Source organism: Limnohabitans sp. (assembly GCF_044361645.1).
GTDB lineage: Bacteria > Pseudomonadota > Gammaproteobacteria > Burkholderiales > Burkholderiaceae_C > Limnohabitans_A.
In genome coordinates this window covers 1-24,268 of record NZ_JBIKIL010000051.1, presented here as the reverse complement: position 1 = coordinate 24,268, position 24,268 = coordinate 1, and the positions used below count along the sequence as shown (strand labels likewise).

The 24,268-nt window shown below is 60.4% G+C and carries 21 protein-coding genes and 1 tRNA gene; 6 read left to right on the top strand and 16 right to left on the bottom strand.

Annotated elements, in window-relative coordinates:
- A partial coding sequence (locus ACIQ39_RS09740) for an AAA family ATPase (protein ID WP_396434413.1) occupies positions 1 to 397 on the bottom strand: 397 nt, incomplete at its 3' end.
- Positions 398 to 566: 169 nt separating this feature from the next.
- Here ACIQ39_RS09740 and dapC point away from each other — a divergent pair.
- From dapC to ACIQ39_RS09720, 4 genes are all read left to right on the top strand, one after another.
- On the top strand, positions 567 to 1,781 hold the full coding sequence (gene dapC, locus ACIQ39_RS09735; protein ID WP_396434412.1) for a succinyldiaminopimelate transaminase: 1,215 nt from the start codon (positions 567 to 569) through the stop codon (positions 1,779 to 1,781).
- Between the two features lie 3 nt (positions 1,782 to 1,784).
- Positions 1,785 to 2,957: a succinyl-diaminopimelate desuccinylase gene (dapE, locus tag ACIQ39_RS09730; protein ID WP_396434411.1), complete on the top strand. Its 1,173-nt coding sequence runs from the start codon at positions 1,785 to 1,787 to the stop codon at positions 2,955 to 2,957.
- Complete coding sequence (prmB, locus tag ACIQ39_RS09725; RefSeq protein ID WP_396434410.1) at positions 2,954 to 3,832, top strand: 50S ribosomal protein L3 N(5)-glutamine methyltransferase; 879 nt, start codon at positions 2,954 to 2,956, stop codon at positions 3,830 to 3,832. Before dapE ends, prmB begins: the two co-directional genes overlap by 4 nt.
- Positions 3,833 to 3,989: 157 nt before the next feature.
- Positions 3,990 to 6,080, top strand: coding sequence for an ATP-binding cassette domain-containing protein (locus ACIQ39_RS09720; protein WP_396434409.1), 2,091 nt, complete (start codon positions 3,990 to 3,992; stop codon positions 6,078 to 6,080).
- 185 nt (positions 6,081 to 6,265) lie between these two features.
- Here the strand turns inward: ACIQ39_RS09720 and ACIQ39_RS09715 are convergent.
- The 6 genes from ACIQ39_RS09715 to tolB all read right to left on the bottom strand — a co-directional run bounded on the left by ACIQ39_RS09715 (position 6,266) and on the right by tolB (position 10,988).
- Positions 6,266 to 6,341 (bottom strand) — tRNA-Lys (locus tag ACIQ39_RS09715).
- Complete coding sequence (locus ACIQ39_RS09710; protein ID WP_396434408.1) at positions 6,332 to 7,141, bottom strand: ThiF family adenylyltransferase; 810 nt, start codon at positions 7,139 to 7,141, stop codon at positions 6,332 to 6,334. The genes ACIQ39_RS09715 and ACIQ39_RS09710 overlap by 10 nt, the downstream gene beginning before the upstream one ends.
- Before the next feature lie 111 nt (positions 7,142 to 7,252).
- Positions 7,253 to 8,365, bottom strand: coding sequence for a YeeE/YedE family protein (locus tag ACIQ39_RS09705; protein ID WP_396434407.1), 1,113 nt, complete (start codon positions 8,363 to 8,365; stop codon positions 7,253 to 7,255).
- 6 nt (positions 8,366 to 8,371) lie between these two features.
- Positions 8,372 to 9,166, bottom strand: a complete 795-nt coding sequence (gene ybgF / locus ACIQ39_RS09700) for a tol-pal system protein YbgF (protein ID WP_396434406.1) — start codon at positions 9,164 to 9,166, stop codon at positions 8,372 to 8,374.
- Between the two features lie 7 nt (positions 9,167 to 9,173).
- Positions 9,174 to 9,725, bottom strand: a complete 552-nt coding sequence (gene pal / locus ACIQ39_RS09695) for a peptidoglycan-associated lipoprotein Pal (RefSeq protein ID WP_396434405.1) — start codon at positions 9,723 to 9,725, stop codon at positions 9,174 to 9,176.
- Positions 9,726 to 9,767: 42 nt separating this feature from the next.
- Complete coding sequence (gene tolB / locus ACIQ39_RS09690) at positions 9,768 to 10,988, bottom strand: Tol-Pal system beta propeller repeat protein TolB (protein WP_396434404.1); 1,221 nt, start codon at positions 10,986 to 10,988, stop codon at positions 9,768 to 9,770.
- Between the two features lie 299 nt (positions 10,989 to 11,287).
- On the opposite strand from tolB, the gene msbA reads away from it, so the two are divergent.
- Positions 11,288 to 13,105: a lipid A export permease/ATP-binding protein MsbA gene (gene msbA / locus ACIQ39_RS09685; RefSeq protein ID WP_396434403.1), complete on the top strand. Its 1,818-nt coding sequence runs from the start codon at positions 11,288 to 11,290 to the stop codon at positions 13,103 to 13,105.
- Between the two features lie 6 nt (positions 13,106 to 13,111).
- Here msbA and rng read toward each other — a convergent pair whose 3' ends face one another.
- The 8 genes from rng to ACIQ39_RS09645 all read right to left on the bottom strand — a co-directional run bounded on the left by rng (position 13,112) and on the right by ACIQ39_RS09645 (position 20,212).
- Positions 13,112 to 14,584, bottom strand: coding sequence for a ribonuclease G (gene rng, locus ACIQ39_RS09680; protein ID WP_396434402.1), 1,473 nt, complete (start codon positions 14,582 to 14,584; stop codon positions 13,112 to 13,114).
- A gap of 23 nt (positions 14,585 to 14,607) precedes the next feature.
- Positions 14,608 to 15,210 carry a Maf family protein gene (locus ACIQ39_RS09675; RefSeq protein ID WP_396434401.1) on the bottom strand — a complete coding sequence of 201 codons (603 nt, stop codon included), beginning with the start codon at positions 15,208 to 15,210 and terminating at the stop codon, positions 14,608 to 14,610.
- Positions 15,207 to 15,674: a 23S rRNA (pseudouridine(1915)-N(3))-methyltransferase RlmH gene (gene rlmH / locus ACIQ39_RS09670; RefSeq protein WP_396434400.1), complete on the bottom strand. Its 468-nt coding sequence runs from the start codon at positions 15,672 to 15,674 to the stop codon at positions 15,207 to 15,209. Before rlmH ends, ACIQ39_RS09675 begins: the two co-directional genes overlap by 4 nt.
- 6 nt (positions 15,675 to 15,680) lie before the next feature.
- On the bottom strand, positions 15,681 to 16,538 hold the full coding sequence (rsfS, locus tag ACIQ39_RS09665; RefSeq protein WP_396434399.1) for a ribosome silencing factor: 858 nt from the start codon (positions 16,536 to 16,538) through the stop codon (positions 15,681 to 15,683).
- Positions 16,538 to 17,191: a nicotinate (nicotinamide) nucleotide adenylyltransferase gene (gene nadD, locus ACIQ39_RS09660; RefSeq protein WP_396434414.1), complete on the bottom strand. Its 654-nt coding sequence runs from the start codon at positions 17,189 to 17,191 to the stop codon at positions 16,538 to 16,540. Before nadD ends, rsfS begins: the two co-directional genes overlap by 1 nt.
- 20 nt (positions 17,192 to 17,211) lie before the next feature.
- A complete protein-coding gene (gene hemF / locus ACIQ39_RS09655) occupies positions 17,212 to 18,132 on the bottom strand; it encodes an oxygen-dependent coproporphyrinogen oxidase (RefSeq protein WP_396434398.1) in 921 nt (306 codons plus the stop codon).
- A 61-nt stretch (positions 18,133 to 18,193) separates the two neighbouring features.
- On the bottom strand, positions 18,194 to 19,477 hold the full coding sequence (purD, locus tag ACIQ39_RS09650; RefSeq protein ID WP_396434397.1) for a phosphoribosylamine--glycine ligase: 1,284 nt from the start codon (positions 19,475 to 19,477) through the stop codon (positions 18,194 to 18,196).
- A 9-nt stretch (positions 19,478 to 19,486) separates the two neighbouring features.
- The gene (locus ACIQ39_RS09645; RefSeq protein ID WP_396434396.1) at positions 19,487 to 20,212 is read right to left on the bottom strand and encodes a YebC/PmpR family DNA-binding transcriptional regulator; all 726 of its coding nucleotides are present in this window, start codon (positions 20,210 to 20,212) and stop codon (positions 19,487 to 19,489) included.
- Positions 20,213 to 20,283: 71 nt separating this feature from the next.
- Between ACIQ39_RS09645 and ACIQ39_RS09640 the strand changes: the two genes are divergently transcribed.
- On the top strand, positions 20,284 to 21,810 hold the full coding sequence (locus ACIQ39_RS09640; protein WP_396434395.1) for a helicase HerA-like C-terminal domain-containing protein: 1,527 nt from the start codon (positions 20,284 to 20,286) through the stop codon (positions 21,808 to 21,810).
- Between the two features lie 165 nt (positions 21,811 to 21,975).
- Here the strand turns inward: ACIQ39_RS09640 and clpA are convergent.
- Positions 21,976 to 24,268, bottom strand: a 2,293-nt coding sequence (clpA, locus tag ACIQ39_RS09635) for an ATP-dependent Clp protease ATP-binding subunit ClpA (protein WP_396434394.1), incomplete at its 5' end; no start/stop codon positions are given.

Below are 24,268 nucleotides of genomic sequence, written 5' to 3'. Positions count from 1 at the left end.
CCAAAAACACGTCCTGCACGTCACGGCGGCGCACCGGCTGGTTGTTGATGTGGTAGCTGCTGTTGCCGTCGCGGGTCAGCACGCGCTTGACCGCGATCTCGGCAAATTGACCCCATTGCCCGCCCGCGCGGTGGTCGGCGTTGTCAAACACCAACTCCACACTGGCCCGGCTGGCCGGTTTGCGGGTGGTGGTGCCGTTGAAGATGACGTCCTGCATGGACTCGCCACGCAATTCAGACGCCTTGGACTCGCCCAGCACCCAGCGCACCGCATCCATGATGTTGGATTTGCCACAACCGTTGGGCCCGACCACGCCCACCAGCTGCCCGGGCAGCAGGAAGTTGGTCGGTTCGGCGAACGATTTGAAGCCGGAAAGCTTGATGGAATTGAGGCGCACGACTGTAATAAAAAGGGTTCAGTTTGGACTGGGGACCAGCCCAAACGGCCAGGGCATTGAAAGCATCAATGGTAACTGACAGGAATGGCCAAGATGCCTTGACAGCGCGCGAGAAGTTACAAAAGCCGCCCCCCGTCAATGGGGCCTTTGCATCCCGGATAATCTGCTGATGAACCCCCTTCTTGCCAAGCTGCAACCCTACCCCTTTGAACGGCTGAAAAAGCTGTTTGCCAGCGTCACGCCCAACCCCGCCCTGCGCCACATCAGCCTAGGCATTGGCGAACCCAAACACGCCACACCGGCTTTTATCCAAGAAGCGCTCAAGGCATCGGTGGCCACGGGCTTGTCGGCTTACCCAGCCACCGCCGGTGAGCCCGCTTTGCGCCAAGCCTGCGCGGCTTGGCTGAAAACCCGTTACCAATTGAGCCTGGACCCAGCCACCCAAGTGCTGCCGGTGAACGGCTCGCGCGAAGCCTTGTTTGCCCTGACGCAAACCGTGATCGACCCGAACCTGCCCGGCGCCACGGTGCTCAGCCCCAACCCCTTCTACCAAATATACGAGGGCGCGGCTCTGTTGGCTGGGGCCGATTTGCACTACGTGGCCAGCGACCCGGCGCGCAACTTTGCCAACGACTGGGACAGCGTGCCCACCGAGGTTTGGGCCCGCACCCAACTGCTGTTTGTGTGCTCACCCGGCAACCCCACAGGCGCGGTCATGCCCTTGTCGGAATGGCAAAAGCTGTTCGCGCTGTCCGACCAACACGGTTTTGTGATCGCCTCTGACGAGTGCTACAGCGAGATTTATTTCCGCGAGCAAGCGCCCTTAGGCGGCCTGGAAGCCGCCCACCAGTTGGGCCGCACCGACTTCAAACGCCTGATCGCCTTCACCAGCCTGAGTAAGCGCAGCAATGTGCCGGGCTTGCGCAGTGGATTTGTGGCGGGTGACGCGGCCTTGATCCAGGCGTTTTTGCTGTACCGCACTTACCACGGCAGCGCCATGAGCCCGGTGGTGCAAGCCGCCAGCATCGCCGCCTGGGGGGACGAGCAGCACGTGCTGGACAACCGCAACCAGTACCGCACCAAGTTCGCCCAGGTCACGCCCGTGTTGGCCCAAGTGCTGGACGTGCAACTGCCCGATGCGAGTTTCTATTTGTGGGCCGGTGTGCCTGCAGGCTGGCAAGGCGAGGACGCGGTTTTTGCGCAAGCCCTGTACGCCCAAGAACACGTGACCGTGCTGCCCGGCAGCTACCTGGCGCGCGACGTCAAAGGCAAAAACCCGGGCCAAGGCCGCATCCGCATGGCGCTGGTGGCCGAGACCGCCGAATGCCTGGAAGCGGCCGAGCGCATCGCCCGATTTGTGCGCGCCCACCCCAGCAAAGTCTGAACCATGAACACCGCCACCACCTGTCACGACACCCTGCGCCTGGCCGAGCAGCTGATCTCCAAACCCTCGGTCACGCCCAACGATGCGGGCTGCCTGGACCTGATCGCCGAGGCCTTGCAGCCGCTGGGCTTTGTCTGCGAATTCATGGACTCTGGCCCAGAGACTTTCCGCGTACGCAACCTCTGGGCCAAGCGCGCGGGCAGCTCGGGCCAGACCCTGGCCTTTGCGGGCCACACCGACGTGGTGCCCACCGGGCCGCTCACGCAATGGCACAGCGACCCCTTCACCCCCACCCACCGCGACGGCAAGCTGTTTGGTCGGGGCGCAAGCGACATGAAAACCTCGCTGGCAGCCATGGTCGTGGCGGTGCAAGAATTTTTGGCCAAGCACCCCGACCCACAACTGGGCATCGCCTTTTTGCTGACCAGCGACGAAGAAGGCCCCGCGCTGGATGGCAGCGTGGTGGTCTGCAAAGAACTGGTGGCGCGCGGCGAAGCGCCGCAGTTTTGCATCGTGGGCGAGCCCACCTCGGTGCTGAAAACCGGCGACATGATCAAAAACGGCCGACGCGGCACCCTGAGCGGCAAACTCACCGTCCAAGGCGTGCAAGGCCACATTGCTTACCCCCACCTGGCCGACAACCCGATCCACCGCCTGGCCCCGGCGCTGGCCGAGCTGGTGGCGATCCGTTGGGACGAGGGCAATGCTTTCTTCCCGCCCACCAGCTGGCAGGTCAGCAACATCCACGCAGGCACAGGCGCGGGCAATGTGATCCCCGGCGACTGCGTGGTCGACTTCAACTTTCGCTTTTGCACCGAGTCCACACCCGAAAGCCTGCAACAGCGCCTGACCGCCGTGCTGGACAAACAGGGTTTGAAATACGCGCTGAACTGGACCCTCGGCGGCCTGCCGTTTTTGACCACACCGGGCACCTTGGTGGCCGCCATCCAGCAAGCCATCACCGACGAGACTGGCCTCGCCACCGAGCTGTCCACCACCGGCGGCACCAGCGACGGCCGCTTCATCGCGCAAATCTGCCCACAAGTCATCGAATTTGGCCCACCCAACGCGACGATTCACAAAGTCAACGAGCATGTGGCGCTGAGTGACATCGCGCCGCTCAAGGCCATTTATCGGCGCACGCTGGAACAACTCAATGCAGGTCTGTCTGCATGAGCGCATGGACCCTTTCGGGTTTGATCGCGGCATCGGCCGAGCGACTGACGCAAGCCGGCGTGGCCTTTGGCCACGGCACTCAGAGCGCCTTTGACGAAGCCGTCTGGCTGGTGCTTTGGCGTCTGGGCCTGCCTCTGGACACCGACTTGGACGACGTGGCCGAACACAGCGTGACACCTGAGCAGCAAGCGGCCTGCGCCGCGCTGATCGAACAGCGCATCGCCACCCGCAAGCCCGCCGCCTACCTGACGCAAGAAGCCTGGTTGCAAGGCGTGTCTTTTTACATCGACGAGCGCGCCATCGTGCCGCGCAGCCTGATCGCCGAGGTGCTGGCCGACGGCACGATTGACGCGTGGCTGTCTGACCAGACCAAGCGCGTGCTTGATTTGTGCACCGGCAACGGCAGCCTGGCTGTGTTGGCCGCGCTGGCCTGGCCCGAGGTGCAAGTCACCGGGGCCGACATTTCGCATGACGCGCTGGCCGTGGCCGCCATCAACCTGGCGCGCCACGACCTGCAAGAGCGCGTGAAGCTGCTGCACAGCGATGGCCTGTCTGCTTTGCCAGGCCCGTTTGATTTGATCCTGTGCAACCCGCCTTACGTGTGCCAAGCCAGCATGGACGCCTTGCCGGCCGAGTACCGCGCCGAACCCGCGTTGGCGCTGGCCGGTGGCACAGACGGCATGGACTTTGTGCGCCAGTTGTTCAAGGACGCGCCATCGCGCATGAGCGCGCACGCCATTTTGGTGCTGGAAATCGGCAATGAGATCGAACATTTCATGGCAGCATTTGCTGAACTCGAAGTCGCTTGGCTTGACACCAGCGCAGGCGACGATCAGGTGCTGCTGATCACCCGAGAGGCCTTGCTCAGCCTCTGAAGGGCTTCACCCCGGGTCAGCTCACCAGCCTTTCTTTCGGCCCATTGCCACTCAGAGGCCCCCACATCGGCGAAAATGCCGGGTTGAGTTTTTGGCATCAGCGCCAGAGCTTGCGCCTCTTGTTTATCCCGGAATGGGTCCGGACACTGTTTTTCACATGATCAACCTCAAAAACGTCACCCTGCGCCGGGGCACCAAGGTGCTGCTGGACAAAGCCTCTGTCACCCTCAACCCGGGAGAAAAAGTCGGTTTGGTTGGGCGCAACGGCGCGGGCAAATCCACCTTGTTTGCGTTGTTCAACGGAACCTTGACCGAAGACGGCGGCGATTTTGAGATGCCGCGCCAGTGGCGCATGGGTCAGGTGGCGCAAAACATGCCCGAGACCGACCAGCCTGCATCAGACTTTGTTCTGGAAGGTGACACCCGCTTGGCCGAATTGCGCCAGCGCCTGGTCGCCGCTGAGGCCAGCGGCGACGGCATGGAAATGGCCCATGTCTACACCGACCTGGCCGATGCGGGCGACCACGACGCCCTGCCCCGCGCTGAAGCACTCATTTTGGGCTTGGGCTTTCGGGTGGACGAACTCAACAACCCGGTCAACAGCTTTTCGGGCGGCTGGCGCATGCGCTTGCAATTGGCCAGGGCGCTGATGTGCCCCTCCGACATCTTGCTGCTGGACGAGCCCACCAACCACCTGGACTTGGACGCCTTGGTGTGGCTGGAAGCCTGGTTGCAGCGCTACGCGGGCACCATGATCGTGATCAGCCACGACCGCGAATTTTTGGACGCGGTGACCGATGTCACCTTGCACATTGACCACACCAAACTGACGCGCTACGGCGGCAACTACAGCGCATTTGAGATCTTGCGTGCGCAACAGATGGAGCTGCAACAGGCCTCATTTTCCAAGCAGCAAGACAAAATCGCCCACTTGCAAAAATTCATCACCCGCTTCAAAGCGCAGGCCAGCAAGGCCAAGCAGGCGCAAAGCCGGGTCAAGGCGCTCGAGCGCATGGAAAAAGTGGCGCCGCTGCTGGCCGATGCCGAATTCACCTTTGGCTTCAAAGAGCCCAACAACCTGCCCAACCCCATGCTGGCCATCAGCGACGCCCGCTTTGGTTACACCGTGGACGAGGAGCCCAAAGCCATTTTGCAAGGCGTCAGCAAATCGGTGCTGGCGGGCCAGCGCATCGGCATCTTGGGGGCCAACGGCCAGGGCAAGTCGACCCTGGTCAAAACCATTGCCCGCACCATGCCGCTGCTGGCAGGCACTTTGACCGAGGGCAAGGGCCTGAACATCGGTTACTTTGCCCAGCAAGAACTCGATGTGCTGCACCCGAATGACAACCCGCTGGAGCACATGATCCGCTTGGCCAAAGAGCTGGGCCCCAACAGCGGTGAACCCAGCCGCGAGCAAGACTTGCGCAATTACCTGGGCACTTTCAACTTCAGTGGCGACATGGTCAAACAGTCCGTGGGCTCCATGAGCGGCGGCGAAAAAGCCCGCCTGGTGCTGGCCATGATCGTTTGGCAACGGCCCAATTTGCTGCTGCTGGACGAACCCACCAACCACCTGGACTTGGCCACGCGTGAGGCGCTGTCGATGGCACTCAACGAGTTTGAAGGCACTGTCATGCTGGTCAGCCACGACCGCGCCTTGCTGCGTGCGGTGTGCGACGAGTTCTGGATGGTGGGCCGGGGCAAGGTCGAGCCTTTTGACGGCGATCTGGACGATTACCAGAAGTACCTGCTGGAAGAGTCCAAGCGCTTGCGCGAACTGGCCAAAAACACGGCCCGGGATGCTGCGGCCCCCACCGCCATTGCGCTCAATGCGGTCACCGCGCTCACTCAGGCCCATGCCCAAGCAGTGGACACGCCTTGTGCACCCGCGAGCCCTAACGCAGCAGCCCCCACAAGGATCGCGGTCAACACCTCGAAGACAGCTGCAAACCCCGCCCTTGCCAGCAGCCTCAGCAGCGCCGAGCAGCGCAAACAAGATGCGCAAAAACGCCAGCAATTGGCCGCCCAAACGCGCCCACTGAAAAAAGAGCTGGAGCAAAACGAGCAGCGAATGGCCAGCATCGAAGCTGAAAAAACCAAGTTGGAAGCTCTGCTGACCACGCCCATTTCACCTGCCGAGATGGCCGACGCAGGTCGCCGCCTCAAAGCCTTGGTAGACGAGGTGGCAAGCTTGGAAGAACGTTGGTTGGAGCTGACATCCCTGTTGGAAGAAGCCAGCACGGTGTAAAGCGCTGCGACCGGCAATGACCCAGGCTGTGTTGCACAAGGCGCTGCTCGCCGAGCAAGGCAGCACCTTTTTTCAAGACTGAACGCATAAACCTTGCAGCTGCCTTGCTGCTGCCATGCAGGTGAAATCAAGCCCACATAAAAAAACACCCAGCACTTTCATACAGGGTGTTTTTACTTGATGACTGGTGGGACCAGCGGGGGTCGAACCCACGACAAACGGATTAAAAGTCCGCTGCTCTACCAACTGAGCTATGGTCCCTTTGCTGCGGGTGGTTGCACTGCAGCAAGACTCAAATTATAGCCTTTATTTTTTGACATCTTTGGCGAGCTGGCCAAAAAATTCAAAATGGCGGACGCGGCGCACATGCCAAAAGTGGCCGTGACGCTGACCACAGAGCCATAGCCGTGGCAGTTGAGCGAACCGTCGCCTTCTATCGCACAAGTCGCATCGGGCGCAGCCACCGGTTCACGGCTAAAGACGCCCTGGATGCCCATGCTTTTTTCGCCCTTGGCTGCGCCGTGGTGTTTGCGCAAACGGTAGCGCAATTGGGACAACAAGGGGTCATGCGTGATGTGCGCCAAATCGCCGATGTCGACTTTGTGCGCCAGGCGCTTACCGCCTGCGGCGCCCACGGTGACGAAACCCACGCCTGTTTGCAATGCCCAGTGGGCCATGGCCACTTTGGCTTTGATTTGGTCACAGGCGTCGATCACCGCATCGGGCTGAGCGGGCAAACACAAAGGCCAGTTTGCGGGACTGACAAAATCATCGACCGCATCGACTTGGCAATCAGGGTGAATCAAGGCGATGCGCTCTTGCATGGCCAGCACTTTGGACTGGCCCGTGGTGGTGCTCAAGGCGTGAATTTGTCGATTGATGTTGGACTCTGAGATGTGGTCCATGTCGATCAGTGTGAGGCGGGCCAAACCACTGCGCGCAAGTGCCTCAGCAGCCCAGGAGCCCACCCCGCCAATGCCCACCACCACCACATGGGCTTGCTGGATGCGTTGGGCGCCTGGCACACCATACAAGCGCTGCAGTCCGCCAAAACGCCGCATGGCCTCTTCACCTGAAAGCGCGAGCTCAGGGGCTGAGCTTGGGGCAGAGGTCTGAAACAAGGTCATGGTCGATCGGTGTGGCTAGGTAAATGCGCGCAAGGCGCTCATGCATCAAGACTGGCGCATTTGCCACTGCAATGCGCTGAATGATCCCGCAAAAATGCCCAGCACAGCCAAGAAACTGCCCAAGCTCAAGGTGGACATGCCGCTCAAGCCTTGGCCAAAAGTGCAGCCCATGGCCAACACCCCGCCCAAGCCCATCAAACTGCCACCCAGCAGGTGTTGCACAAGGTCCGCACGGTGGGTAAAGCCTTCCCATCGGAAGCTGCCTTGAGTCAGCGCGCTCACGCAGGCCCCAAACAGCACCCCCAGCGCGCTCGCCATGCCCAGCGTCAAGCGTTTGGTGCCATCGCTGAAGTACATGAAGGCGTCCATCCAATAGGCCACGGGGGCCGTGAAGCTCATCGCTTCCATGCGGGCACTGTGTGTGGTCAAAAACACAGGGTCAAGGGTCTCAGGGTGCTCGGGGACAAAACCCAAGACACCACTGACCCACCACATGCAGACCACCAACAGCCCTAAACCAGCACCCGTGAACCAGTTGGATGCGGTATTGAAACTGCGCTCGCGCACCACCCAAACCAGCAAAACCGTGGCCACCACCCAGGCACTGAGGCCCATGCCCTGAGGCAATGACAGCCCCCAAAATGCCGACACCCATTGGCCGACAAAAGGACCGTGGACAAGGTCCCAGCTCACTGGATCGAGGTGGTTGACCCGCCAAACGGCAGTCAGACCGCGCATCGACGCCATCGCCACGACGGCCATGGCCATCAAAACCACCAAAGATTTCAAGTTACCCGCGCCCAATCGCACCAAGGACTTGCTGCTGCAACCCGAAGCCATCACCATGCCAATGCCGAATAAAGCGCCACCCACAACAGCCGACAACCAACTCAACTGCGAGGATGCGTAAATCGTTTGCAAAGGACTGACCCAACCTGCCCACGACATGGCTCCAAAACCGAGAATGGCCGTGGCCATGGCCAAAGCCCACTGGCGCAAGCGCGTGGCGTCGCGCATCAGCACCCAGTCACTGATGGCACCCATGGTGCAAAAATGCCCCCGATGAATCAAGGCCCCAGCCAGTGCGGACAAGACAAAGCTGGCGGCCAGGACCAGGTCAGTCAAACGCGCCAGTTCTTCTGGGTTGATCAATGGCATGAGCACTCAGCGTAAGCGCACAAGCCGCTCACGTGCGGTGACTGCGGTGTCCGAAGTGGGGTGGTTTTTGATCAGGTCTTCCAAAGTCAGGCGAGCCCCCTTGAGGTCTTTGAGCTCGATTTGCACATTGGAGATGGCCAGCATGGCCTCGGGTGCGCGAGGGTGCTTTGGGGCCAGGCTCAAAAGTTTTTGAAAGTTGTCCGCCGCATCTCGGTAAGCCTTGTTGGCATATTGGGCATTGCCCAGCCAAAAAAGGGCAGTTGGCACATACGCACTGCCGACATGGCGCTGCACAAAACCATCGAGCGCCTTTTGGGCAGCGACAAAGTCAGCTTGGCGAAAAAGGACCATGGCGTTGTCGTATTGCACTTTGGCAGCGGGGTCGACCAAAACATCCTGACCGTCCAAGCTCACTGTGACGGGTTCGAAGCGGCGCAATCGATCGTCAAAGGTCTTGAGCAAATCTTTTTGCGTCAGTTGCAGCTCCGTCAAGTCCTTGGCCAGCCGCTCCTGTGCACCCAAGCTTTGGGCCAACTGGGTTTTGAGTGTGTCAATTTGCATTTGCAAGTCGAGCAAAGCACTGCGCAAATTGGCCATCGACTGGCTTTGGGCCCGAGCACTTTGCTCAATCAGCGCTTGGTTGGCAGCGTTGGACTGCTCTAGCCGTTGACGCAAGTCCAAAATGGCGCGACGGGCTTCGTCGTCTCCAAACAAGGCGGCATGGGCGCTGCCCGCCCAGCCACTCAAAACCAAGAGCGCAGAGATGCCGAACAGCCGCCAAGGAGAGCGAAGCTTCATCATGGCCGACTCAGTAACGGATCTCAACACGTCGATTTTGCGCCTGCTCCATTTCGGAACTGCCCAAGGCCACCAACTTTTCTTTGCCGTAGCTGACCGCTTCCAGTTGTGTCTCGGACACGCCCAACAAGCTCAAAGCTTGGCGCACCGCATCGGCACGTCTTTGACCCAGTGCCAAGTTGTATTCGCGACCACCGCTGTCATCGGTATGGCCCTCTAAGTTGGCTTTGCGCTGCGGGTTTTTTTGTAAAAACTGGGCGTGCGCGGCGATCACCGGGCGCGCTTCAGCACGCAAGACATAACTGTCGAAATCAAAAAATACGATATGGGCTACGCCAAGCGGCCCTTGTCCGGGCTCGTTCGAAGGCTCCAAGGTGGTCGGTGCCGCGATTTGAGCGCCACCTTGGTCGACACCCACTGGCTGCACATTCACTCCCGACGAACTCGGTGCTGAAGCTGTTGCGGTTCTGTCCACCACGGGCACATCGTCGAGCTTGACACCAGAAGAACACCCCGTCAAAAACAAACCCACAAGCACAACCGGATACAACTGCTTTTTCATACTTCACCTCTTGAAAATAAAACCAACCGAAAAATACGTGCGTCAGGGCCGAACCGGTCCCCAATGGGGCTCGCGAATGTCACCGCCCTGACCCGCCAATCTGGCTTTGATGCGACCATCGAGTGTGGTGGTCATCAAGGCCTCACCACCTTGCTTGGTGGCGTAGACCAACAAACGGCTGTTGGGCGCGAAGCTGGGGCGTTCGTCGGCGTTGCTGTCGGTCACAGCTGTGACTTGGCCCGTGGCCAGTTCCATCAAGTGCAGACGGTAACCGCTGGCCAAGCGCGACACATAGGCGAGCCAACGGCCATCAGGGCTGATGGCGGGAGAGATGTTGTAGTTGCCTGTAAACGTGACGCGCTGAGCAGGCCCGCCTGCAGCAGGCATTTTGTAAATTTGCGGGCTACCGCCTCGGTCGCTGGCAAAATAAAGCCACACACCATCTGGCGAAAAAGCAGGCTCGGTGTTGATGCTGCCCGAGGTCAGGCGCTGCGGTGGTGCCCCCTGCAAGGACACGCGGTGCAACTGTGACCCGCCTTCACGGCTGAGGGTTGCGACCAATGACAAGCCGTCTGGTGCCCAAGCAGGCGCGCTGTTGGAGCCTTTGAAATTGGCCACCACCTGCCGCTTGCCCGTGCTCAGTTCATGCACATAAACCACCGGCTTGCGCGACTCAAAAGACACGTAGGCCAAATGGGTGCCTGCGGGCGACCACGACGGGGAAATGATGGGCTCAGGGCTGCTCAGGGCAGAGCGAGCACCTTGGCCATCGGAGTCGGCCACCCAAAGGTTGTATCGGCCTGCAGATTTTGTGACGTAGGTGATGCGTGAATTAAAAACCCCGGGGGTCCCGGTCAGTTGCAGGTAAACCCAATCGGCCAAGCGGTGGGCTGCAAGCCGGATGTCTGCGGCAGCTACTTGGTCTTTGAAGTCGGCCTTTTCAGCACCTTTGACGGCGTCCCACAAACGGGCTCTCACCTCAAAGCGGCCATTGGCCAAGCGGGTCACAGACCCCGCGACCAGAGCCTCGGCCGACAAAGGCCGCAAAGCAGGCCAGTCAGGTCGGCTCATTTCGTCCAACACCAATGACGAAGATGGCAAAGGCTTGAATTGGCCGCTGCGCGACAAATTGGCTTGCACGATGTCTGCGATTTTGTCGGTCAGTTGACCCTCACCCTTGAAGGGCGCGATCAGAACGGGCAGCTGCGTCAAGCCGACCCCGGTGATCTCGACCCGAAACTGGGCAAAGGCCGTGCCAGTCAAGCTCCAGAGTACGAAAATGCCGCAAAAATGAGCGAGCCATTGACCCCAAGGCATTGCAGAGATTTTTGCAAGCCCATTTGAAAGCCATTTAATGGGCAAATAAAACGATGTCATGTCCATCTAAATTGGGTTTAGCAAGCTAAAAGCTGCATCGTACACCGACAAAGCGTGATCTGGACCCTAAAGCCCGGCGCATCAAAGCTTGAAAACCAATGGCGACTGAAAAAACCAAGTCCATTCAGCCAACATGGGGGGGTCAGGCCAAGCCATTCATTGGCCTGCTTACAATCCACACGCACATGCAGCCCACAACACCTAGCGCCTCCACCTCGGCCCAGCAACCAGGCATCATTCATCGGCTGACCCGCTTGAAGCCGTATTTTGTTCGCCAACGCCGTGTTTGGGCTTTGGCCATCGGGGCCACTTTGGTGGCAGCCCTGACCGAACCCATGATCCCCGCTTTGTTCCAGCCCTTGCTGGACAATGGTTTTGCGGAAAACGATTTGCCCTTGTGGACCATCCCCTTGGTGGTCATCGGTTTGTTTATCGTTCGCGGTTTGGCCCATTTTGTATCGCAATATGCGCTGGCCCGCGTGACCAACGACGGCATGGAAAAGCTGCGCAGCGACCTGTTTGCCAAATTGATGCGGGCAGACTTGTCGCTGTTCAGCCGCCAATCGGCCAGCGCCTTGTCCAACACCGTGGTCTACGAGGTGCAAATCGGCGCATCGCAGTTGGTGTCGGCCTTGATAGGCCTGACCCGCGATGGTTTTACCCTCTTGGCCTTGGTGGGTTATTTGATGTGGCTCAACTGGCAACTCACCTTGGTGGTGTTCACCGTTGCGCCGGGCCTGAGTTGGATCACCAAGGTGTTGTCGCGCCGCCTGTACAGCCTGACCAAAGAAAGTCAAAAAGCCACCGACGACTTGGCCTATGTGGTGGAAGAAAACGTTTTGGCGCACCGCATGGTGCGTCTGCACGGGGCGCAGTCTCAGCAGCTCGGCCGCTTCAATGCGCTGGGCCAGCGCCTAAGGCGTCTGGCCCTCAAGTCCACGGTCGCCTCGGCGGCCTTGGCACCCTTGACCCAAATCATGGCCGCGATTGCCTTGTCCTTGGTGCTGGTGATCGCTTTGGTGCAAAGCCGTGAAGTTGGCTCCGGAGCCACGGTGGGGGGCTTTGTCGCCTTCATCACCGCCATGTTGATGCTGATCGCCCCGATCAAGCGCTTGGCCTACGTGGCCAACCCCATCACACGGGGTTTGGCCGCACTGGAGCGGGGTCTGGCCCTGATGCACGACGCCCCCGAAGAAAGCCAGGGCCAACACCAAGTGGCGCGCGCCAACGGTGCGATCGAGTGGCAAAGTGTGGGTGTGCAGTTCGACCCCGATGGTTCGCCAGCATTGGCTGAACTGAATTTGAGCGTTTTGCCGGGAGAAACGGTGGCTTTGGTGGGGGCCTCGGGTGCCGGGAAAACCACTTTGGTTCAATTGTTGCCGCGCTTTTTAGACCCCACCAGTGGCCAAGTGCTGCTGGACGGTGTGCCCCTGCCGCAATGGCAGTTAGACAGTCTGCGCCAGCAGATGGCCATGGTCAGCCAAGATGTGGTGATGCTCAACGACAGCTTGGCCGCCAATGTTTGCTTGGGCCAAGCGCTCGACGTGCTCAAAGTGCGTCAATGCTTGGAAGCGGCCAATCTGTGGAGCCATGTGCAATCCCTGCCGCAGGGCCTGGACACGCTGCTGGGCCACAACGCCAGCCAATTGTCGGGAGGGCAACGCCAGCGCTTGGCGATTGCCCGGGCTGTCTACAAAGACGCCCCGATCTTGATTTTGGACGAAGCCACCTCGGCGCTGGACAACGAATCGGAACGGCTGGTGCAAGAGGCTTTGCAAAAACTCATGCAGGGGCGCACCACCTTGATCGTGGCGCACCGCCTGTCCACCATTGAGCATGCCGACCGGGTGGTGGTGATGGAGCGCGGGCGCATTGTCGAAGAAGGCCCGCCTGCCGAATTGCTGGCCCGGGGCGGCGCCTATGCGCGCCTGTACCACCGGGGTGAATGGGCCAGTGAGGCGAGCTTGCCGGACGACTTGACCCAGGCAGGCTCTGGCGCTTGAAGGGTTTCAGAGCAAGACGATGTCGTATTGCTCGGGGCCCATGGCGGTCTCGACCTGCAAAGAAATCGGCTTGGCAATGAAGTCCGACAGACCGGCCAGGTGCTGGCTTTCCTCGTCCAGCAGCAAGTCGATGACGGCCGATGCGGCCACGATGCGGAACTCGCGCGGGTTGAACTGGCGCGCTTCGCGCAAGATTTCACGCAAGATGTCGTACACCACCGAGCGCGGTGTTTTGACAATGCCTTTGCCCTGGCAGCTCGGGCAGGGTTGGCACAACATGTGGGCCAGTGACTCGCGCGTGCGTTTGCGCGTCATCTCCAACAAACCCAAGGATGAAAAACCGCCCGCCATGGTTTTCACACGGTCGCGCGCCAACTGCTTGCGGAACTCGGCCAGCACCGCGTCTTGGTGCTCGTTGCGGGACATGTCGATGAAGTCGGCGATCACGATGCCGCCCAAGTTGCGCAGGCGCAATTGCCGGGCAATGGCCTGGGCCGCCTCCAAGTTGGTTTTGAAGATCGTGTCCTCGAAATTGCGCGCTCCCACATAAGCGCCGGTGTTCACGTCCACCGTGGTCAAAGCCTCGGTTTGGTCGATGATCAGGTAACCGCCCGACTTCAGCTCCACCCGCCGCCCCAGCGCTTTGGCCACTTCTTCGTCAATCGCGTAGAGGTCAAAAATCGGGCGTTCACCCTTGTAGTGCTGCAAGCGCTCGGCCGCTTTGGGCATGAACTCCTCGCCAAAGGCCTGCAGCTGCTTGAACTGCTCATGCGAATCGATGCGGATGCTTTGCGTGGCCTCGCTCACCAGATCGCGCAACACGCGTTGCAGCAGCGTCAGGTCTTGCTGCAACAAAGACGTGGGCGGCAGACGCAGGGACGCCTCTTTGATGCGGGTCCAGGTTTTGCGCAGGTAGGCAATGTCGTCTTGCAGCTCTTGGTCGCTGGAGTCTTCGGCGTTGGTGCGCAAAATAAAGCCGCCGCCGGCTGCACCCACCAAAGCCTGCAAGCGCTGGCGCAAGGCATCGCGTTGCTCGGCCGGAATTTTTTGCGACACGCCAATGTGGTCATCTTGCGGCAAGAACACCAGGTGCCGACCCGCGATGCTGATCTGCGTGGACAAACGCGCGCCTTTGCTGCCCATCGGGTCTTTGATGACCTGCACCATGAGGGCGCGGCCCTCGAACACTTGCTTTTCAATCGGCACCAGCGGCTGACCGGTTCGGGCGGATGCCGCTTCGCCCTCGGCATGTTTTTGCCACACGTCGGCCACATGCAAAAAAGCCGCTTTTTCAAGGCCAATGTCAATGAATGCCGATTGCATGCCGGGCAGAACACGGGCCACTTTGCCTAAATAAACATTGCCCACCAGGCCCCGCTCCAGCGTGCGCTCAACATGCAGCTCTTGCACTGCGCCGAGTTCGACCACGGCCACCCGGGTTTCCTGGGGCGACCAATTGACCAAAATATCTTGTTGCATAAGGGGCACCGGGTTGGAGATCTTCAGAAACGTACGCCCAACTTGCGCAGCAAGGCGGCGGTCTCAAACAGTGGCAAACCCATGATGCCTGAATAGCTGCCCCGGATCTGCAGGATGTGGGCGGCCGCCCTGCCCTGCACGCCGTAAGCCCCGGCTTTGCCCATGGGTTCACCCGTGCCCACATAGGCGCGGATGTGCGCGGCGCTCATGGGCGCAAAGCGCACCCATGACTCGCACACCGTGGCTTCGCGTTGGCTTGCCTTTTGCACCGCCACGGCGGTCAGCACCCGGTGCGATTGGCCAGACAGACGCTGCAACATGCGCACGGCGTGGGCCTGGTCCACCGGTTTGCCGAAAATTTCACGGCCCAGGCACACGGTGGTGTCGGCGCACAGCACCGGGGCTGCGGGCAGGCCTTGACCTTTGAGGCGCTGCATGGCCGCGTCCAACTTGAGGCCTGTGACACGCGCCACGTAGACAGCAGGTGCCTCTGCGCCGTGCACCGCTTCCAAGGACTCAGCGTCTTCGTCGGGGCCGGCCAAAAGCAGTTGGTGGGCCACACCGATTTGGTCCAGCAACTGGCTGCGCCGGGGGCTTTGAGAGGCCAGGTAGATGAAGTCGCTCATTCGCGGTGGTAGGGGTGGTTGGCGTTGATGGACCAAGCCCGGTAAAGCTGCTCGATCAAGAGCACCCGGGCCATGGCGTGGGGCAAAGTCATGTCCGACAGGCGGATGCGCTCGTGTGCAGCCTGCCTGTACTCGGGCTCTAGGCCATCGGGCCCGCCAATCACCAAGGCCACATCGTCGCCGCTCAACTGCCATTGGGTCAAGCGGGTGGCCAAAGCTTGGGTGCTCAGGGGGGTGCCTCGCTCGTCGAGCACCACGGTGCGGCTGCCCCGGGGGATGGCCGCTTCGATGCGTTGGCGCTCGGCAGCGTACAGGGTGGCCAGGGTTTTAGAGCTGCGTGGCTCGGTTTTGACCGCCTTGAGCTCGACTTTGAGCTCAGGCGGGAAGCGTTTGGCGTAATCGTCCCAGGCGGTTTGCGCCCAGTCGGGCACACGCAGGCCGACCGCCACGATCAGCAGCTTCATGCAGGCTCAATCGGTTTTGCGGCGCGTACTGGCTTGCACGGCCTTGCGCGCTGGGGCTTTTTTGGCGGCGGGTTTCGCGCCAGGTTTGGCGGCTGTTTTGGAGGCCGATGGGGCTGCGGGCTTGGCCCTGCGTTTGGCCGCGGGTGTGCCCACAGTTTTCAGGGCGGGCTTGCTGCTTTTGGCCGGTGTTGGCGCGGCCGACTTGGCGGCGGGTTTGGCCTTGGCTGAAACGGCCGACTTGGCGGCTGTCTTGACCGGCGTTTTGGCGACCGTTTTAGCGGTTGATTTAACGGCTGATTTCACAGCAGTTTTGGCCATTGGCTTGGCCGATTTCGCAGGCGCTTTCAAGGCGGGCTTGGCTTTGCTGGGTGCTGGGCTGGCCGATTGGGCGGCAGGCTTGGCCGCTGTCGCCTTGGCCGCACCGGTTTTGGCGCTGGCTTTTTTGGCCACCGAGTTCTTGATGTGCCCTTTGACCTCGGCCGTGGCCAATGGCTTGGGCGCACCGAACTTCAGGCGCACCGGGGTGCCGCCCCAGATCTCTTCCAAGTTGTAGTAAGTGCGGATGGTGGGCTGCATGATGTGCACCACCGCTTGGCCACAGTCCACGATGATCCACTCGCCGTTGTCTTCGCCTTCCATGCGGGGCTTGCCGTAACCCGCGTTGCGCACTTTGTCGCGCACGCTGGCGGCCAGGGCCTTGGTCTGGCGGTTGGAGGTGCCGGAGGAGATGATGACCCGCTCAAACAAGGAAGACAGGTGTTCGGTGTCAAACACCTGAATTTCTTGGGCCTTGACGTCTTCCAAGGCGTCCACGATGGCCCGCTGAAGTTTTTGAATGTCTTTTTTCGCTGCGTTGTCGGTCATCAATGGGGCCTGTAGAGGTGGTGGTCGTGAATATAGCGCTCAACAGCGGGGGGCACCAGACCGGTCAGGGTCTGCTGCGCAGCAGCCAGCAAGCGGATGTCCGTGGCACTGTGGGGCATCAATGGCATGTCCAGGGAAAGTGTGCGCGCGGACAGTACGTCGGGGAGTGGGGGTGGACCAGCAGGTGCGTCAGGGGCCTGGTTCCAAGCACGCACTGCCGCGTCGCGCCCTGCGGCGCAGATTATAGCGATGCGGGTGATTTCGCCGATGCCGCGCCAAGACGGCAAGGCGCGCCGCTGGTCATCGCCAAGCAACAAATACAGCTGCGCAGCGGGAAACTCGCTCTGGAGTTCGCGCAAGGTGTCCAAGGTGTAACTGGGGCCTGGGCGCTGGATTTCTCGATCGTCCACCCACACCTGGGGCAGGTCTTGGTAAGCCAGCCGGGCCATGGCCAGGCGGTGCACTGCCGGGCTCAGCTCACGCGGTTTGTGCCAGGCTTGTCCGGTGGGCAAAACACGCACCTGGTCCAGCGCCAGTTGGGCCATGGCCGCAGTGACCAAGGCCACATGGGCTTGGTGCGGCGGGTCGAACGCGCCGCCAAAAATGCCCAAGCGCCTGAGCTTGCGATCCGGGGGGCGTGTGCCTTGCGGCATGGGCGACATGGGCGGCAGGGTCAAACCCAGTCCTTGGGCACCAGAAAATGGCTGAGCAAACGCGCCTCGGGCGAACCCGGCGCGTCTTGGCGCTGGTAAGACCAACGCACTTCGGGCGGCATGGACAGCAAAATCGACTCGGTGCGGCCACCCGACTGCAGCCCAAAATGCGTGCCCCGGTCCCACACCAGGTTGAATTCGACATAGCGGCCCCGGCGGTACAACTGGAAATCACGCTCGCGCTCACCGTAGGCCATGTCTTTGCGGCGCTCGACGATCGGCATGTAAGCGCCCAGCAAACTGTCGCCCACGCTTTGCAGCATGGCGAAACTTGGGTCCATGCCCAATTCGGAAAAATCGTCAAAAAAAACGCCGCCCACGCCGCGCTGCTCGTGGCGGTGTTTGTTGCAAAAATAGTCGTCGCACCAGGTCTTGAAGCGGGGGTGTAAGGCCTCGCCAAAGGGTTTCAGCGCGTCTTTGCAGCTTTGGTGAAAGTGCACCGCGTCTTCGTCAAAACCATAGTAAGGCGTCAAGTCCATGCCCCCGCCAAACCAGGCCACCGGGGCCTTGCCCTCGGGTTTGGCCGCGATCATGCGCACGTTCATGTGCACCGTTGGCACATAGGGGTTGCGCGGGTGGAACACCAAAGACACGCCCATGGCCTCGAAGGCCGAACCGGCCAGCTCTGGCCGATGCTGCGTGGCCGATGGGGGCAATTGCGGCCCGGTGACGTGCGAGAAGCCACAACCAGCGCGTTCAAAAATCGGACCGCCTTCCAAAATTTGGGTGATGCCATTGCCTTGCAATTTTTCGCCGGGGTCTTTTTGCCAAGCATCGCTCAAAAACGGGGTGCCATCCAGAGCGGTCAAGGCGCTGGTGATGCGGGCCTGCAAGCCGACGAGGTAATTTTTGACCGCGCCAATTTCAAAATGGGTGCTCATGGGTAACTTTCTGGCGCTGAAACAAGTTTGAAGGGGCAAATCACCTGAAACGCGGCCGTTTTCAGCCGTTTTTGATGGCGCGGTGACCAATGTCACGGCGCATTTGCATGCCGTCAAAGGCAATCGGGCTGGCCGCTTGGTAGGCCTTTAGCTGCGCCTGCTTGACCGAATCGGCCAGCGCCGTGACGCACAACACACGCCCACCCGAGCTCACGGTGTGGCCGTCTTTTTGCGTGGTGCCAGCGTGGAACACCATGGCCTCCTCACAGTCCTTGGGCAGGCCTTGAATGGCGTCGCCAGTGCGCGGGCTCAAAGGATAGCCTTGGGCGGCGATCACCACGCCCAGCGCCACGCGCCGGTCCCAGGCCATCTCACAGTTGTCTAAACCTTCCGATGTGGCGGCCATCAAGACTTCGAAAAAATCCGATTTCAGGCGCATCAAAATAGGCTGGGTCTCAGGGTCACCCATGCGGCAGTTGAACTCGAGCGTCTTGACGCGGCCTTGCGGGTCGATCATCAAACCCGCGTACAAAAAGCCGGTGTAGGGGATGCCGTCTTTTTCCATGCCCCGGATGGTGGGCAAGATGACTTCGCGCATGGCGCGCGCGTGCACCTCGGCCGTGACCACCGGTGCCGGCGAATACGCGCCCATGCCCCCGGTGTTGGGGCCTTCGTCACCGTCAAGCAGGCGTTTGTGGTCTTGGCTGGTGGCCAGTGCGACCACGTTTTTGCCGTCGCACAGCACCATGAAGCTGGCCTCTTCACCAGGCAAAAATTCTTCGATCACCACCCGCGCACCGCCCGCGTTGTGGGCCACACCCAAGGTGTTGTCCAGCAGCATGAAGTCGATCGCCGCATGGGCTTGGGCCAGCGTCGTGGCCACCACCACGCCCTTGCCGGCGGCCAGGCCATCGGCTTTGACCACGATGGGCGCGCCCTGTCGGTCCACATAGGCGTGGGCCAAAGCGGGGTCGGTGAAGCTTTCAAATGCAGCCGTGGGGATGCCGTGGCGCTGCATGAAGGCCTTGGAAAATGCTTTGGAGCTTTCCAGTTGGGCCGCCGCTTGTGTGGGGCCAAAGATGCGCAAACCATGCGCCCGAAAGTCGTCCACGATGCCCGCTGCCAAGGGGGCTTCGGAGCCGACCAAGGTCAGCCCGATGTGCTGGTCCAAGGCCCACTGCCGCAATTGCACCGCATCTGTGATCGGCACATTGATGAGCTGCGCATCTTTGGCCGTGCCCCCATTGCCGGGGGCGACATAAACCTGTTGAATTTTGGGGGACTGTGCCAACTTCCACGCCATGGCGTGTTCTCGCCCACCACCGCCAACAACCAATACTTTCATCACGTGTCCTTAATTTTCAATTTCAGCGTTATGGAACACGTTTTGCACATCGTCCAAATCTTCCAACACATCCAATAATTTTTGCATTTTGGCAGCCTCTTCGCCGCTCAAGGCCACACTGTTTTCCGCTCGCATGGTCACTTCGGCCAGGTCCGCAACCAGGCCCGCAGCCACAAGTGCATTTTTCACGGTTTCAAACTCGGCATAAGCGGTGAGCACCTCGATGGCACCGTCTGCGTGTGTGATCACGTCTTCAGCCCCCGCCTCCAGGGCCAGCTCCATCACCTGATCTTCAGGTGTACCCGGCGCGAAAATCAGTTGACCACAGTGTTTGAACTGAAAGGCCACCGATCCCTCGGTGCCCAAATTGCCGCCGTGCTTGCTCAGTGCGTGGCGCACTTCGGCCACTGTGCGCACCCGGTTGTCGGTCATGGTGTCCAACAAGATGGCCGCGCCGCCGATGCCGTAGCCCTCGTAGCGGATCTCTTCGTAGCTCACGCCTTCGAGGTTGCCGGTGGCTTTGTCCACATTGCGCTTGATGGTGTCGGCCGGCATGTTGGCGGCTTTGGCTTTTTCGATGGCCAAGCGCAAACGGGGGTTGGCGCTGACATCACCACCGCCGGTGCGGGCAGCCACCATGATTTCTCGCACCACACGGGTCCAGATGCGCTGGCGTTTTTCGTCTTGCCGCCCCTTGCGGTGCTGAATATTTGCCCATTTACTGTGGCCAGCCATCGTAAATTCCTTGAATGTTGATTTAACCTAGAGTCTGGATTTTACTTTTCACTTCAGGGAGGAGATTTTCAATGGCTGATCCAATGTTGATTGCTCAAAACACCCAAGCGCAGTGTCACCTGCTGCCTGGCCTTTCCAACCGCCACGGCTTGATTACCGGGGCTACTGGCACCGGTAAAACGGTGACCCTGCAAACCCTGGCCGAGAGTTTTTCGCGCCTCGGCGTGCCTGTGTTCATGGCCGACGTCAAAGGCGACCTCACAGGCATCAGCCAACGCGGCAAGATCGGCGAAAAACTGGCGAAGGTGCTGCAAGACCGAGGGCTTGAACTGCCCGAACCGCTGGCTTGCCCCACCACGGTGTGGGACGTGTTTGGCGAGCACGGCCACCCCGTGCGCGCCACCATCTCGGACATGGGGCCCTTGTTGCTCACGCGCATGTTGGGCCTGAACGAGACACAGGCCGGGGTGCTCAACCTGGTCTTCAAAATCGCCGACGACAACAGCCTGTTGCTCTTGGACATGAAAGACCTGCGGGCCATGCTGCAGTATGTGGGCGACAACGCCAAGCTTTTCACCACCGAGTACGGCAACATCAGTGCGGCCAGCATCGGGGCGATCCAACGCGGTTTGCTGCAAATAGAGAGCCAAGGCGGCGACAAGTTCTTTGGTGAGCCCATGCTCAACATCGAAGATTTCATGCAAACCGATGCGCAAGGGCAAGGTGTGGTGAATATTCTGACGGCCGATAAGCTGATGAATTCGCCGCGCCTTTATGCCACCTTTTTGCTCTGGATGTTGTCCGAGCTGTTCGAGGTGCTGCCCGAAATTGGCGACCCCGAAAAACCCAAACTGGTGTTCTTTTTTGACGAAGCGCATTTGTTGTTCAAAGATGCGCCGGCCGCATTGGTCGAGCGCATTGAGTTGGTGGTGCGTTTGGTCCGCTCCAAAGGCGTGGGGGTGTATTTCGTCACGCAAAACCCGCTGGACATTCCGGACAGTGTGTTGGGCCAATTGGGCAACCGCGTGCAACATGCTTTGCGGGCCTACACCCCACGCGACCAAAAGGCGGTGAAATCCACCGCGCAAACCATGCGCCCGAAGGCGGGGCTGGACATTGAGGCGGCCATCACCGAGTTGGCGGTGGGTGAAGCTCTGGTGAGTTTTCTGGATGCCAAGGGCCGTCCCAGCGAGACCGAGAGGGTGTTCGTGTTCCCACCGGGCAGCCAGCTTGGCCCCATCACCCCTGAGCAACGCCAAGCGCTGATCCAAGGCTCTTTGGTGGCAGGCGTCTACGAGCAAGCGCTGGACCGAGAGTCGGCCTTTGAAACACTCAAAAGCCAAGCCCCCAGGTCTGACAGTGCCCCGCCCCTGCCGGGCCAAGCGCAGTCTCAGCCCGCCGCCGAATCGACCAATGGGGGTTTGATGGGGGGCCTTTCAGACATGCTTTTTGGCAGCACAGGGCCACGCGGTGGACAACGCGATGGGGTTGCCCAAATGGTGGTCAAAAGTGCTGTGCGAACCGCCGGCTCTGCCATTGGCCGAGAAATCGTGCGCGGTGTGCTGGGCAGCTTGCTGGGTGGGGGCAGGCGCAGATAAGCCGCGATGTGGGCGCAACAGGTGCCCAAGAGGGGTAAATCAAAGAGCGCCTTGCCTCAAAGCGCCTGCTCAGCGTGGACAGCCAAAAAGGCCCAGGAGGGCCTTTTTGGCTGAATCTCAAGCACCTCTGGCGCCCATGCGCATCCAAAGCTGGCCACTCAGCACTCAGCTTGCGGTGGCCTCTTCCGGCTCGGCGGGCTCCGAGCGCGAAACGCGGCTCTCCTTTTTCGGGTTGGGTGTGATGTCGAGCAAGACCTCGTCTTTGGCATCGATGTCGACCGTCAGGCGTCCCCCTTCGGTCAAGCGCCCAAACAACAATTCGTCGGCCAAGGCTTTGCGAATCGTGTCCTGGATCAAGCGCTGCATTGGGCGCGCACCCATCAAGGGGTCAAAGCCCTTCTTGCCCAAGAACTTGCGCAGCGCATCGGTGAAGGTGACTTCGACCTTTTTCTCTGCCAGCTGGGTTTCCAGTTGCAGCAAAAATTTGTCGACCACGCGCAAGATGATTTGCTCGTCCAGCGGCCGGAAACTCACGATCGAGTCCAAGCGGTTGCGGAACTCAGGGGTGAACAAGCGCTTGATGTCAACCATCTCGTCGCCAGCCACACGCGGGTTGGTGAAGCCGATGGTGGCCTTGTTCATGGTGTCCGCGCCCGCATTGGTGGTCATGATGATGATCACGTTGCGGAAATCGGCCTTGCGTCCGTTGTTGTCGGTCAAGGTGCCATGGTCCATGACTTGCAGCAGTACGTTAAAAATGTCCGGGTGGGCTTTTTCGATCTCGTCGAGCAAAAGCACGCAATGCGGCTTTTTGGTCACGGCCTCGGTCAGCAAGCCACCTTGGTCAAAACCCACATAACCCGGGGGCGCACCGATCAGGCGGCTGACCGCGTGACGCTCCATGTACTCGGACATGTCAAAGCGGATCAGGTCAATGCCCATGATGTAGGCCAGTTGCTTGGCCGCTTCGGTCTTGCCCACACCGGTGGGGCCTGAGAACAAGAAGGAGCCAATCGGCTTGTCCGTTTTGCCCAGGCCTGAGCGGGCCATTTTGACCGCCGAGGCCAGCACCTCCAAGGCTTTGTCTTGGCCGTAAACCACCGACTTCAAATCGCGCTCGATGGTTTGCAACTTGCTGCGGTCGTCGTTGGACACATTGGCCGGTGGAATGCGCGCGATCTTGGCCACGATGTCTTCGATCTCGGCTTTGCCAATGGTCTTTTTGCGCTTGGACGGCACCTGGATGCGCTGAGCCGCACCCGCCTCGTCGATCACATCGATCGCCTTGTCAGGCAACTGGCGGTCGTTGATGAACTTGGCCGACAACTCGGCCGCAGCTTGCAATGCAGCGACGGTGTACTTGACACTGTGGTGGTCTTCAAAGCGGCTCTTGAGGCCTTTGAGGATGTCCACGGTCTCGGACACCGTGGGTTCGACCACGTCCACTTTTTGGAAGCGGCGCGACAAGGCGGCGTCTTTCTCAAAAATGCCCCGGTACTCGGTGAAGGTGGTGGCCCCAATGCACTTGAGCTGGCCACTGGACAAAGCCGGTTTGAGCAAATTGGACGCGTCCAGCGTGCCGCCCGAGGCCGCACCGGCACCGATGAGGGTGTGGATTTCGTCGATGAACAAGATGCCGTTGGGCTTGTCTTTGAGTGACTTGAGCACGCCTTTGAGGCGCTGCTCAAAGTCACCTCGGTACTTGGTGCCCGCCAGCAAAGCGCCCATGTCGAGCGAATACACCGTGGCCTCGGCCAAGATGTCGGGCACGGTGCCCTGCGTGATGCGCCAGGCCAGGCCCTCGGCAATCGCCGTTTTGCCCACACCGGCCTCGCCCACCAACAGCGGATTGTTTTTGCGGCGGCGGCACAAAATCTGGATGGTGCGCTCGACCTCGTACTCGCGCCCAATCAGCGGGTCAATCTTGCCGTCTTTCGCCGCTTGGTTCAGGTTGTTGGTGAACTGCTCCAAGGGCGAGGCTTTTTCGCTGCGCTCTGCGCCACTGGAGTCTTCGGCCTCGGGGCTGGCAGGCGCATCGGACTTGGCCGATTCAGGCGGATCGGTTTTGCGAATGCCATGGGCAATGAAGTTGACCACATCCAGACGGGTGATGCCTTGCTGGTGCAAGTAATACACCGCATGCGAATCTTTTTCACCAAAAATCGCGACCAACACGTTGGCACCCGTGACTTCTTTTTTGCCATTGCCTGTAGACTGCACATGCATGATGGCGCGCTGAATCACGCGCTGAAAGCCCAAAGTGGGCTGGGTGTCCACTTCTTCGGTGCCTGCGACCTGAGGCGTGTTGTCTTTGATGAAGTTGCCAAGGGCCTTGCGCAGGTCATCGATGTTGGCAGCGCAGGCGCGCAGCACTTCTGCCGCGCTGGGGTTGTCCAGCAGTGCCAGCAATAAATGTTCGACGGTGATGAATTCGTGGCGTTGCTGGCGAGCCTCAACA